The 12427-nt window shown below is 70.7% G+C and carries 8 protein-coding genes; 4 read left to right on the top strand and 4 right to left on the bottom strand.

Features of this window, described 5'->3' with window-relative positions; all coding sequences use genetic code 11:
* Positions 1–92: 92 nt before the first annotated feature.
* On the top strand, positions 93–818 hold the full coding sequence (locus Pth03_RS05135; RefSeq protein ID WP_203942954.1) for a TetR/AcrR family transcriptional regulator: 726 nt from the start codon (positions 93–95) through the stop codon (positions 816–818).
* 3 nt (positions 819–821) lie between these two features.
* On the opposite strand, the gene lpdA is transcribed toward Pth03_RS05135, so the two are convergent.
* From lpdA to Pth03_RS05115, 4 genes are read right to left on the bottom strand one after another with little or no spacing between them, the layout of a single operon-like run.
* A complete protein-coding gene (gene lpdA / locus Pth03_RS05130; protein WP_203942953.1) occupies positions 822–2222 on the bottom strand; it encodes a dihydrolipoyl dehydrogenase in 1401 nt (466 codons plus the stop codon).
* Between the two features lie 9 nt (positions 2223–2231).
* Positions 2232–6449, bottom strand: a complete 4218-nt coding sequence (locus Pth03_RS05125; RefSeq protein WP_203942952.1) for a TIGR02680 family protein — start codon at positions 6447–6449, stop codon at positions 2232–2234.
* The gene (locus Pth03_RS05120) at positions 6446–7816 is read right to left on the bottom strand and encodes a DUF2398 family protein (protein WP_203942951.1); all 1371 of its coding nucleotides are present in this window, start codon (positions 7814–7816) and stop codon (positions 6446–6448) included. The genes Pth03_RS05125 and Pth03_RS05120 overlap by 4 nt, the downstream gene beginning before the upstream one ends.
* Positions 7809–9335, bottom strand: a complete 1527-nt coding sequence (locus tag Pth03_RS05115; protein WP_203942950.1) for a TIGR02677 family protein — start codon at positions 9333–9335, stop codon at positions 7809–7811. The genes Pth03_RS05120 and Pth03_RS05115 overlap by 8 nt, the downstream gene beginning before the upstream one ends.
* A 142-nt stretch (positions 9336–9477) precedes the next feature.
* On the opposite strand from Pth03_RS05115, the gene Pth03_RS05110 reads away from it, so the two are divergent.
* From Pth03_RS05110 to Pth03_RS05100, 3 genes are all read left to right on the top strand, one after another.
* Positions 9478–10002, top strand: a complete 525-nt coding sequence (locus Pth03_RS05110) for an RNA polymerase sigma factor (protein WP_239118765.1) — start codon at positions 9478–9480, stop codon at positions 10000–10002.
* Positions 9999–11102 carry a CU044_5270 family protein gene (locus Pth03_RS05105; RefSeq protein WP_203942949.1) on the top strand — a complete coding sequence of 368 codons (1104 nt, stop codon included), beginning with the start codon at positions 9999–10001 and terminating at the stop codon, positions 11100–11102. Before Pth03_RS05110 ends, Pth03_RS05105 begins: the two co-directional genes overlap by 4 nt.
* A 96-nt stretch (positions 11103–11198) precedes the next feature.
* Positions 11199–12029 (top strand): GNAT family N-acetyltransferase, encoded by an 831-nt coding sequence (locus Pth03_RS05100; RefSeq protein ID WP_203942948.1) that lies wholly within the window; start codon positions 11199–11201, stop codon positions 12027–12029.
* Positions 12030–12427: the final 398 nt, after the last annotated feature.

Raw genomic sequence — 12427 nt, 5'->3', positions numbered from 1 at the left:
GTCGTATCGATCGAGATACATCGTACACAGTTCGGTATATAACGTCTACTGTTGATACGGTGTACGCGAGACAGGTCGGTGAGAGGAGCCCCATGCCTTCCCAGGAGAAGCAGGACCCGGCGAAGCTCACCTTGTGGGAGCGGCTCGAGCGCCCGGCTCCCGCTCCCCGCGCGACCCTCACCCCTCAGCGGATCGCCGAGGCCGCCGTCGCGATCGCCGACGCGGAAGGGCTCGACGCCGTCACGATGCGACGCCTGGCCACCGAGCTGGGAGTCGCCCCCATGGCCGCCTACCGGTACGTGAACGGCAAGGACGAGCTGCTGGAGCTGATGACCGACTTCGTGCACGGCGAGCTGTCGCTGTCCGACGACACCGCGGACTGGCGGGAGGCCATGCGCACGCTCGCCACCCGCACCCGGGCCGTCATGCTGAAACATCCGTGGATGATCCGCACGGTGGTGCTGGTGCTGACGCCGAACCAGATGGCCGTGCCGGAACGCGTTCTGTCCACGCTCGACGGCCTGGGTCTGGACGCCGACACGATGATGGCCGTCTTCCGGACCGTCACGTCCTATGTGCGCGGCGCGGTCGAATCCGAGATCGGCCTTGAGCAGATCATGCGGGAACGCGGGTGGGCGAGCGGCGACGAGGCCCGCACAGGGCTGGCCCCGCAGATGAGCTGGCTCATGGGCACCGGCCGCTACCCCACCTACCGGCGCTACCTCCGCGAGGCCACCCGCAAGGACGATCCGCAGTGGCAGTTCGAGCTCGGGCTCGACTGCGTGCTCGACGGCGTCGCCGCCCGCCTGGGAATCTGATTGTCAGAAGTTGATCATGTGGCCGGCCAGGCCGTGGATCGCCTCCTTGACCGCCTCACCGAGCGTCGGGTGGGCGTGCACGTTACGCGCGACCTCGTTCACCGTGAGGTCCCACTGCTGGGCCAGCGTCAGCTCGGGCAGCAGCTCGGTCACGTCGGGCCCGATCAGGTGCGCGCCGATGAGCTCGCCGTATTTCGCGTCGCTGAGGATCTTGACGAAGCCCGTCGTGTCGCCCAGGCCGTGGGCCTTGCCGTTCGCCGTGAAGGGGAACTTCGCGACCTTCACGTCGTAACCGCGCTCACGCGCCTGCGCCTCGGTGTAGCCGAAGCTCGCGATCTGCGGCTGGCAGTAGGTCGCCCGGGGGATCATGACGTACTCGAGCTCCATGGTCTCGGCGCCCGCGATCGTCTCGGCCGCCACGATGCCCATCGACTCGGCCGCGTGCGCGAGCATGAGCTTGGCCGTCACGTCGCCGATCGCGAAGATGTGCGGCACGTTCGTACGGCAGTAGCCGTCGATGTCCACAGCTCCCCGGTCGGTCAGGCGTACGCCGGTGTTCTCCAGCCCGTAGCCCTCGACCCGCGGCTGGAAGCCGATGGCCTGCAGGACCTTGTCGGCTTCGAGGGTGCGCGCCTGCCCGTCGCGTGACACCGTGACGCGGACCTTGTCGCCGGACTCGTCGATCGCCTCGACGCGGGTCGAGGTCAGCACCTCGATGCCGAGCCGCTTGTAGCGCCGGGCCAGTTCGGCGGAGACCTCCTCGTCCTCCAGCGGCACGAGCCGGTCGAGGAACTCGACGATCGTCACCTTCACGCCGTAGCCGTTCAGCACGTAGGCGAATTCGACGCCGATGGCGCCGGCGCCCGCGATCACGATGCTCTCGGGCAGCTCCTCGCTGAGGATCTGCTCCTCGTAGGTCACCACCCGATCGCTCAGCGAGGTGCCCGGCAGCAGCTTGGTGGTGGCGCCCGCGGCGATGATGCAGTGGCCGAACGTCACCGTCGTCGAGGAGCCGTCGGAGCCGTCCACCTGCAGGGTGTTCGGGTCGGTGAACGTGCCCCGGCCGTCGTACTCCGTGATGCCGTTCTTCTTCATCAGGAAGTGCACGCCCTTGACCCGGCCGTCGGCGACCTTGCGGCTGCGCCGGAACGCCTCGCCGTAGTCGAAGGTGATCTCACCGTCGACGTGGATGCCGAAGGTCTTGGCCTCCCGGGACAGGAGGTTGACGAGCTCCGCGTTGCGCAACAGTGCCTTGGAGGGGATGCATCCCACGTTGAGGCAGACGCCGCCCCAGTAACGCTCCTCGATGATCGCCGTACGGAGCCCGAGCTGAGCCGCCCGGATCGCGGCGACGTAGCCGCCGGGGCCCGCGCCGAGCACCACGACGTCGTAATGATCGCTCATGTCGGGACCCTACGCTTTCTCGCTCACTCGTGTTCCGCCGGGGGTGTCCTGCGCACCCGCCATCGCCAGGAGGCCGGTCGCCACCGGCACCCGCCGGGTCGGGGCGAAGCCCAGCAGTTCCTGGGCCAGCTCGTCGTTGCCGGAGAACCCGGCCGCCGAGTCGACGAGCTGGCGGCCGTCCCACAGGACGAGCATCGCCGAGACCGTGTGGGACGCCTTGTCGCTGTGCATGTCGTAATGCGCCGCCGCGGGCACCGTCTCGTACCGGACCCACAGGTCGTGGCCGGTCATGAACACGTCCAGGTCATAACGGACGGTGAGACCGAGCAGGTCGGGCTTGTAGACGTCGTCGATACCGGCGAACGCCTCGTCGAGCGCGATCATCCGCGGGCACGTGTCCGCGGCCGACGAGTAGAGCGCGTTGGCCGCGGCGAACAGCGGCAGGTGGATGGCGGCCGACTTCTCCCCGCCGGACATCTGCGAGTGGCGCTTCTTGCTCAGCCGCACCTCCTCCTCGCCGGGGACCTTGAGCCGCAGCTCGAACGAGCGCCAGGCGCGGTAGTCCAGCACCTTGGAGAGCACTTCCTTGTAGGTCGCGCGGGGATGCCCGGCCCGATATTCGCGGATCATGAGGCGCAGGATCCGGCGCAGATCGGCCAGCTGCTCGCCTCCCAGGCCGTCGTGCCCGAGGAGTTCGGCGATCTGCCGTTGCAAATCGGTAATCTTGTCGGCCACCACCCAGCGGATGCCCACCGTGGTTCCGGTCGCCATCGGCCTGGACCTGGTGTCGGCGTCCATACCCTTGACCAGGTCCTTCGCGGCGAAGACCCGGTCGAAGATCTGCTGGGCCAGGCCGGCGAGCAGCTCGTCCTCCAGGACGGTGCGTTCGCGTTCCTCCAGCAGAACACCCTGCTCCTGCGCGCGCTCGGCCGTACGGCGGGCGAACTCGGCGACCGGGTGACGGCCGTCGGCGTCGTGCACGCGCACGACGACCACGAACTCTCCCGGCTGCCAGTCGAGCCGGTAGTCCTCCTCGCAGGCGCCCAGCGCGTCGCCGAACTCGGTGATGGCGGCCGACATGCGGTCGCGGGCCCGCTTGCGGGCCGCCTCCCCCGCCGACCGGCCCGCAGTGGCCGCCTCGTAGTGGTCAAGCAGGGCGGCCGTGCCTTCCGGGAGCACGGACTCGATCGCCTTGCCCGCGTCCTGCTCGGGCAGCCGGGCGACGATCTCGGCGACGCTCCGCTCGGGGTCTGCCCACTGCGCCCGGTCCGGCCAGGCGGGCCCGGAGGCGACCCCGATGACCGGCCGCAACTCCGCCTGGGCGAGCGGGCCGAACGCCACGAACTCGTCGACCATCTCACTCAGCGCGGCCACGAGGGCGTCCTTGCCGTGCCGGCAGGCGGCCTGCGCCTGCACGAGCGCGTCATGTTCCCGGCGGGCCCGCTCGTCGGCGGCCCGCCACGCGGCCCCCGCCGCCTGGAGCGCCCGCTCGACCTCGTTGATCTGGTCCAGGATCTCCTTCAGCGGCGCACTCAGCGCCTCCTCCATCGCGGCGAGGCGCTCGGCCACGCTGAGGTGCGCCTCCTCCTTCTCCGCCAGTGCCTCGCCGGCGTCCCGGTGCTCCCTTTCGAGCCGCTCGACCGTACGGCGGCGCGCGAGAAGGTCGTCCTCGTAGATGCCGATCCGGGTACGCTCCTGGAACAGCTGCTCGGCGGCCTCGATGAAGTCGCCGATGGCGAGGTCGACCGCATCGATCTCCGCGGGAGCGGCCGGGAGGTTGCGATCGGCGGCGGCCTGCCGGAGCCTGCGCCGCTCGGCGTCCAGCTCGGCTGTGGCGTCGTCCAATGTCGTGGCGGCCTCGGCGTGCTCGGCACGGGCCGCGGCCAGCAGGGTCGACTTCTCCGCGAGCGCCGCGACGCGTGTGAGGATCTCCTTGCCCACGGGCTGAAGCTCGCTCTTGGCCTGGCCGGCGTCGGCCAGCCGCTGCTGCAGCGTGTCCCGCCCCGCCTCGACGTCCGACAGCTCCTGCGACCGGGCTTGGATGTCGTGCTCGCACTCGGCGAGGCGTGCCCGCCGCCGGGCCGCCCGGTTGGTGGCGCCGATGAACTCCGCCCCGGCCTTGGGCTGGGCTCCCAGGTGGACGCCGTAGGTGAACTGGCCTTTCCTGCTGACCGCCGGACCGGCCGTCGCGCCGTCGGCGACCGAATCGGGCAGCGCGATCGAGTCGAGCACGGCGGAGACGACGTGGGCGGGGACCAGGTCCTGATCTTCGGGAACGAGGACGCCCGACAGGGTGGGACCCGCGGGCCGGGACGCTGCGGGGGCCGGAATCAGGTACGCGTCGGCCTCCGCCTCGGCGACGGCGGCCTCGGTGAGCCCCGGGTCGGGGTGGATCCAGGCGGTCAGCAGCCCGGCCGCGTCCAGGGCTCCTTCGACGGCCGCGGCGTCGGCGTCCGGCACGTCGTCGGCGAACCGCACGAGCTGCCACAATGCGGCGCCCGGCCGTCCGGTCCTGTCGGCGTGCCGGTGGGCGGCCGGCGCGGGCGCGTCGTCGCGTTCGGTGGCGATCTCGTCGCGCAGCGCGGCCAGCCGTTCGAGCTCGGCGGCGAGCCGGCGGCGCTCGACGTCGAGGGCCGCCATGCCGGTGGCGAGCGCCGTGCGCCGCCCTTCTGCCAGGTCGCCGAAGACCTCAGCCAGGCTCGGCGCGCCCGGCTCGCCGATCCGCGCCAGGCTTTCCGTGAGGACCGCCACGTCGTCGGCGGGCACCACCGCGGCCTCGCCGGCGGCTTGGGCCGTCCAGCGGCCGGCCCAGGCGCTCAGCCGTTCCTCCGCCCGCATGCGCGTCTCGTCGAGGTCCCGCTCGGCCGCCTCGACGGCCAGCCGGCACGTCTCGATCTTCTGCTGCGCCTTCTGCGCCGCCCGCTCGGCGCGCCCTCGCGCCTTCTCCGCGTCACCGAGCTCGGCCAGCTGGTGCCGTACGTCTTCGACGTCTCGCCGGCGTGCGCTGACATGCGCCCGGGCGGCCTGGAGGTCGTCGTCGTCGGCGTGCGTGATGCCGGCGAGCCCGGCGGCTTCTGCCCTGCGGGCGGCCAGCCGTCCGGTGCTGTCACGCGCGTCCTTGAGCTGCGTGTCGAGCTCGGCCGCCTCCTGGCGGAGTTCGGCGATGTGCGCGGCGCTGCGGTCGTTGGCCTCACGCGCGCGGGCGATCTCCTGCGCTCCCCTGGAGACCTGCCCGCGCAGGTTCTCCAGATCGCTCTGGGCGGTGTAGGCCGTGTCCTTCTTCAGCCCGTCGAGCCGGGCGGCGAGCCTGCTCTGCTCGCCGGTCGCGGCCTCGCACGCCTCCTGCGCGTCCGCATGGGCCTCCTCCGCGCGCTCCGCCTCCGCCCGCGCGGCGTCGATCTCGGCGGCGTGCTTCGCCACCTTCTGCGTACGGCCGGCGATCCGGTCGAGATGGAAACGCACCTCGGCCCGCAGGTAGTCGGCGTAGCGGTCGAGAAACGCCCGGGCGGCGCCGTCGGCCGCGGTGAGGTCGTCGAACTGGCGCTGGACGGCGGCCAGGTTGTCGAAGTCACGCGCGGCCTGCTCGACGAGGCTTTCCGAGACGGGGCTCAGCCCGGCGGTGAGGGTGTCGGAGACCTTACCCGGGTCCAGGTCCTTGGCCAGCAACGGCCGGCGCAGCGCGAGCAGCAGGTCGAGCAGCTGGATGTAGCGCTCCCGCCCGAGGCCGAAGAGCGCGCCGTCGACGGCCTCACGGTAGTCGGTGGGGCTGCCCTGCCACGCGTCGGGTTCGAGCATGCGCTTGAGCTGCTGGTCGGTCAGCGGCCGGGAGTCGTCCGACAGCAGGCCGAAGTCGACGCCGAGCCGCTTGCCCGTCACGAAGTAGGACCTTTTGACCTCCGGCCGGTCCTTGTGGGCATGCATGGCGATGATCAGCGTGACCGTCCGCGCGTCCGCGGCGAACTCCATCCACACGAAGCCGTATTCCGACTCCTGCCCCCGGTAGAGGAGGTTGGACTTCATGGTGCGGTTCTCACCGCTGAACGGGTCCAGGCGGCGGGCGTCGACGACCCCGTCGAGGATGAAGGGGAACAACACCTCCAGGGCCTTGGTCTTGCCGGAGCCGTTGTGCCCGCGCAGCACCAGCCTGCCGTCGGCGAACACGAACTCCTCGTCCGTGTAGTCCCAGATGTTGATCAGCCCGGCACGGGACGGTTTGAATCTCGTCATTTCGTGTCTCCATCGAACAGGTCGAGCTGGCCTTTGGGCGGCGCCGGGATCGCCAAGGTGATGTTGCGGTAGCGGAGGGCGGCGGGAAGCACCAGCACGCCGCCGGGCACGGGACGCACCAGCCGAAGCTCGGCCAGCAGGACCACCGCGGCGTCGAGCAGGCCGTGGGGGTCCTGCTGCCACGTGCCGGTGAAGGACGCGGCGCCGAACCTCTCGTACAGCTCCCCGATCAGCTCTTCCAGGCGGTGCCGTTCGACGAGGGCGAGCAGTTCGGGCTCGCGGCGCGGCGCGGGCGCGCGCTCGGCCGGCGACCACGCCAGGTCGTGCACGACCCCGCCTTCGGGGAGCGCGGAGTCGATCCGCGTGATCAGGTCGCGTTGCCGCTCCGCCTCGGTCGGAGCTTCGACGCGGCGGAGCGCGCCTGGGTCCTCCAGAAGGTCGGCGATCTTGCCGAGCAGCAGCCCGGCGGCCCGGTTGACCGCGCCACCCCGGCCGGGGAAGGGCCGGTCGGTGAACTTCCCACTGGGATCGGCCAGCATGACGCCCTCCGCCCGGCGTTCCACCACCAGACCGGTGAGCCGGGCCAGGTTCTCGGCGACGTCGTCGCGCCGCAACACGGCGGCCGTCTCCGCGTCGACGTCGGCGTAGTAGACCACCGGTTGCTCCAGCAGCAGCCGGCGCGCCCGGCGCTCGGCTGCGTTCTCGAAGGCTGCGTCGGGATTGCCCTCGTACACATACTCGAGCAGGGCGGCGGAGCTGGTCAGATGCTGCACGGGGCGGGCCGGCCGGAAGATCATCGAGCAGATGTCGTGGTCGATGTCATAGAGGGCGTCGCCTCCGCCGCCGCGGGTCCACGCCTCGACCGAGCCGTCGGACAGGCTCATCGCCCCGCGCTCGACCAGCCAGCCGAGCACGTCGACGACCGCCGCCTTGTGCCCGGGGACCAGCGGGTCGAAGCCGAGACCCTCGATGGTGTTGGCCACCGGCCCGAACTGCCGGACGAGGTCGGCCAGGCTGATCTCCACCCGTGATCGCTGGAAGGAGCCGAGGATCAGGCAGAGATAGGCCAGGCGCCTGCGGTCGAAGGGTTTGCCCGCCTTCGTGGTGAAGACCTTCCCGCGCGACGGGTTGAGCCCGTCGAGGCGGCGGATCAGCCGCACGTGCCGGGTCGTCGCGATCAGGGTGTAGCCGAACAGGTCGTGGAGGTCCCGGGTGAGCTGGTCGGCCCAGGGCAGCACCCGGTCGAGCACACCCGGCCGGGGGTGGATGGCCGTGATGAGGTCGCTGGTGAGCACCAGCCGTACGGCGTCCTGATAGGCGGCGAGGTCGGTGACCGGCACGTCGGCCGCCGCGCGCGGCTCAGCCATGCGCCCTCCCGGAACGGGGGACGATCTCCAGGGCGAACCCGGGCAGGTGCATCACGCCGTGCGTGGTGCGGACGGAACTGCCCACCGGATCGGGGACGAGCCTCAACACCACCGTGTCGTCGCTTCCCGACCCGGATTTCAACCGGCCGGCGACCACCGCCCGGGCCTCCAGTGCCCGGGTCAGCAACGACATCACCACCCTGGTCTCGGCGTCGTCGAGGACCCGGCCGTGCGCGCCGCGCTTCGCCAGGCTGCGGGCGGCCGCCCGCTCGGCGCTCCTCGCCTCGATCTGCCGCCTGCGCAGGTCGGCCCGCTGCCCCGTGTCGACGCGGACCGGCTGGGGAAGGCCGGGACCGGCGTGCCGTCCCGTGCGGAAGGGCGTGAGCGCGATCTCGATGCCCGGCGCGTCCCACCAGGTGGCCCTGGGCGAGATCTCCTCGACGTCGTCGTGCGCACCGCCGAGGTGACGGGCCGAACCGAGGTCGAAGGCCGCCGACATCAGGGCGTACGCCGCGTCCTCATCGGGCGTGTTGTACACCCACTGGGCGAGATGCCGCAGCTCGGAGGCCCGGTTGACGCCGCCGCGCTGCGCCTCGGTGAGCTGGCGCAGCAGTGCGATCACCGCGGACACCGCTGACCTGGTCGCCCGGCGCAGCTCACCGGCCCCGGACTCGTATCCCGGCCGCCGCGTGAACCACGCCCGCAGTGCCTGCCAGCGCCTCTCCCAGTCTTCGATCCGCTCGGCGGGGCTGAGGAACGGGCGGTCGTCGGCGTCGGCCGCCCTGACCAGCAGCGTGTTGACGCCCGTCTCCTCGACGTCGCGTACGGCCCGGTCCAGGCGAGGCAGGTAACGGTCGAGCTCCGCCATGAAATCGCTCATGTGGACGAGCAGGGCGTTCTTGTACCTGAGGAACAGCTCGGGCGAAGTCTCCGTCGAGCTCACGATCTCGCTGAGGGTCACGTGGAACTGGGCGGACCTGCGGACCATGTCCTCCATGACCTGGTTCAGGCGGGACAACCGCCGGTAGACCTGTTCCTGGTCACCGGTGCGATTGGCGACGGCCAGCGCCTTGAGGTCGTCGAGGATGTCGGAGAAGACCAGCCGGGACAGGTTCGCGTCCCTGACCCTGGCCGCCAGCACGTCTTCCACCGCGATGAAAGCCCGGTAGCCGAGCTCGCTGAACTGGTAGACCGACTGCCTGTTCCGGTAGCGCTCCAGCGTTCCCGCGCGGGACGCGTCTTCGAGCCGGTGGACGATCCCGTCGTCGGCCAGCGCGTCCAACCGGCTCCGCAGGCCCGTGTCCAGTTGCGGGACATCGTCGTGCACCTGCGCCAGATCGCGGAGCGCCGCCGCCACGTCGTCGGTGTCGACCTGGACCCGATGCACCGCGCGCAGGCGCTCCATCGCCCGGAGCACCCACAGGTAGGCGACGTGGTCGTCCCTGCGGGTGAAGTTGAACAGCCGGAATCTGTCCCCGATGGCCAGAGCGTCCAAGTCGAGGGCTCTGGAACCGTCCATTGAATCTGCCATGACGAGCAGCAAGTATCGCGCAACGGTACGACAACCCCCTTCGACAGCACGATCCGGCCTGTGTAAGAACGGCGGCCTCACGTGCATTACCGGGTGAAACCGTCCCTTCCTCATGGAGGAGCACCGGCCAGTGACAGAACCAGATGCGAGCGCCCGGTTCACCGAGATGTACGCGGCACACCATGCGCAGGTGTACGCGTACGCGGTGAGCCGGGCGGGCCGCCGACTCGCCGACGACGTCGTCAGTGAGACCTTCCTTGTCGCGTGGCGGCGATTGTCCGCGATGCCCCCGGCGCCGTTGCCATGGCTGCTGGTCGTGGCCCGCAACGTCATGCACGGGCGCTACAGGGACGAGGTACGGCAGGCCTCCCTGGCGGACGAACTGCGTGCCTGGGTCGATGAGGTGGACGCGGACGTGGCCGACGGCGTAGCCGAACGGTCCTCCGTGCTCGCCGCCCTGGCCCAATTAGCTGAGAGCGACCGGGAACTGCTGACGCTCGTGGCCTGGCACGGGCTGTCCAACCGGGACGCGGCCCGGGTCGTCGGTTGCTCTGTGGCCACCTTCTTCGTCCGTCTGCACCGCGCGAGAAAGCGACTGGAACAGGCCCTGACCGACGTAGACGAAACCGAATCGACAAAGGAGTTCAGCCGGTGAGCCGCCATCGCGACGTGCTGGAGATGTTGTCCGAGGCCCGGCCGGGGCAACTCGACCGGGGCCCCCGCCCCCTCGATCTGAACGCGATCACCGCATACCCCCGGGACACCACGAGGCGCCGCCGCCGGCGCCGGCTGCTGGTGGCCGGCGGGCTGATCCCGGCGGTGGCCGCCGGAGCACTGGCCGTGTCAGCGGTGGTCGTCAGGCTTGACGCCCCACCACCGGCATCGACGGCTACAGGCCGGGAGGCATCGCCGCCGGCCACGGCACAGCAGTTGCTGCTGACCGCCGCGGACCGCGTCGCCCTCGAACGTGTCGCCGACGAGAAGGCCATCGCTGGCCGCTACTGGGTCATCAAGACCGAGCAGGGGGCGACCCGGCAGGTCGGCCCCGCGGGCAGGCCGTACGACATCCTCCAGAAGATCAGCCAGGAGAGCTGGCTGGCGTGGACTCCGAAGGACCAGAGCCGGTTCTTCTTCCAGGGTCTCGGTGCCGCACCGGCCACCCCCGCCGACACGGCCGCGTGGAAAAGGGACGGCTCCCCGGCGAAGTGGACGCAACCGGCCCCGAGGGGGATGAAGCCGGTCGTCATCACGGCGGCGAGCGGACCACGCCGGCTCAAGACCACCCGTGGTACCGGCTTCGTCCTCGGCGGCCGACGGGTCTCCGCGGCCGAGTTGTCCACGTTGCCTGCCGATCCTGCGAGGTTGAAGGCGTACCTGCTGAAGCAGGACACCACGACCGGCGAGACCCAGACGGAGTACCTGTTCTGGAGCGCCAACCTGCTCGTGCTGGACATGCCGGTGACGCCGGAGGTACGCGCGGCGGCCTACCGGATGATGGCCGGCCTGAAGGGTGTCACCACCCTGGGTCAGGTCACCGACCAACAGGGCCGAAAGGGAGTGGCCGTCGCGTACACCCGGCGCGGAGACGCAGGGACGCTGGGTCAGGTCCGGCTGATCTTCGATCCGCGGACCGGTCAGGCGTTCGCCAGAGAATTCTGGAACCTCGGGAAGAGCGCCTCCGGTCAGGGGAAGCTCACGAGCTACACCCTCGTCACCAGCGCCGCCTGGTCCAGCGCCACCCCTCCTGAGAAGTAGCGGGCTTCCCTAGCAGTTCGGGTGGATTTGTACCCTGGGCGGCAAGGAACGGGGCGCGGCCGTGCCCCCATGACCGCGTCGCCCAGCGAGGAATCCATGTCGCACGAACAGCTGACCGCCCTGGCCGAAAGCGCCGAGGCGGAGTTCATGTACCAGTACGAGTCGAATGTCCCGCCGTCCACCGCGTCGGCCCTCGGCATCACCACCAGCCGCATCGGGGGCGGCGTCGCCATGTCGATGCGGCACGATCCGACCGGCTACTGGAGCAAGGCGCTCGGATTCGGTTTCGACGAGCCGGTCACCGATGACCTCATCGGCCGCGTGCTGGACTTCTACCGCTCGGAAGGCAGCAAGGGCGCGGTCATCCAGATCGCGCCCTCCGTGCTTCCGCCGAACTGGCCCGAAATCGCCCGCACCCACGGCCTTCAGCCGGGAGGGCACATCGCGAAGCTCGGCGCCCCGATCGAAGCCGTCGTGCCGGCCGGGGAGACCCGGTTGCGCATCGAGCCGGTCGGCGCCGGCGACGCCCGCATGTGGGCGTCGGCGATCCTCAAGGCGTTCGGCATGCCCGAGGAGGGCATCGCGGAGATGCTGGTGGCCAGCGTCGGGCACCCGCACTTCCGGCCGTACGCGGCCTGGGAGGGCGACCAGATCATCGGCGGCGGCAACCTGTACGTCCACGGCGAGGTCGGCTCGTTGAACACCGGGTCCACGCTGCCCGATCACCGCAACCGCGGGGCGCAGTCGGCCCTGATCGCGGCCCGCGCCAAGGAGGCCGCGAGCGCGGGCTGCCGCTGGCTCGTCGCCGAGACCGGGCAGCCCTCGGACGGCGAGAGCAACCCGTCGCTCAACAACATGCTCAGGGCCGGGCTCCAGCAGCTCTACACCAGGCAGAACTGGATCTGGCGGCCGGGCGACACGTCCTGAACAAGGTCAGCGTGTAGACGTCACGCAGGGGGTGAGAGAGCGGCCACCACGATGGCAAAGGCCGCATCTTCGCTCTACGGCTCCCCGTTGGACCTGCCGGAACCGGTGTTCGGCCCCTCCGGCCAACAGGCCGTACTGCGAGCGGGCTTGGGCGGGCTAGCCGCACGAGAAGCTGGCCGCACAGCGAGCAGGCCGCACGGGGGGGTAGCCGTACGGCGGGCTGGCCGCACCGGGGGGGCGGCGAGTAGCAACCCCATTCCGCAGCCGAACAACTCGGGGGTTATTCGTCTCGGCCGTCAGAAGGGCGGCACGTCGTTCGGGTCGTCAGCGGACGGCTTACGGGCCTTTTCCGCCGGTTCACGGCCTGCCCGGGCCGGTTGTTGAAATGCGGGGTCTGA

This window comes from Planotetraspora thailandica (assembly GCF_016863335.1).
Classification (GTDB): Bacteria; Actinomycetota; Actinomycetes; order Streptosporangiales; family Streptosporangiaceae; genus Planotetraspora; species Planotetraspora thailandica.
This window is presented reverse-complemented; position numbering and strand designations above follow the sequence as displayed.

Coding starts and splice junctions, on each gene's coding strand:
- Pth03_RS05135 (WP_203942954.1), top strand. CDS start 93: ATGCCTTCCCAGGAGAAGCAGGACCCGGCGAAGCTCACCTTGTGGGAG.
- lpdA (WP_203942953.1), bottom strand. CDS start 2,222: ATGAGCGATCATTACGACGTCGTGGTGCTCGGCGCGGGCCCCGGCGGC.
- Pth03_RS05125 (WP_203942952.1), bottom strand. CDS start 6,449: ATGACGAGATTCAAACCGTCCCGTGCCGGGCTGATCAACATCTGGGAC.
- Pth03_RS05120 (WP_203942951.1), bottom strand. CDS start 7,816: ATGGCTGAGCCGCGCGCGGCGGCCGACGTGCCGGTCACCGACCTCGCC.
- Pth03_RS05115 (WP_203942950.1), bottom strand. CDS start 9,335: ATGGACGGTTCCAGAGCCCTCGACTTGGACGCTCTGGCCATCGGGGAC.
- Pth03_RS05100 (WP_203942948.1), top strand. CDS start 11,199: ATGTCGCACGAACAGCTGACCGCCCTGGCCGAAAGCGCCGAGGCGGAG.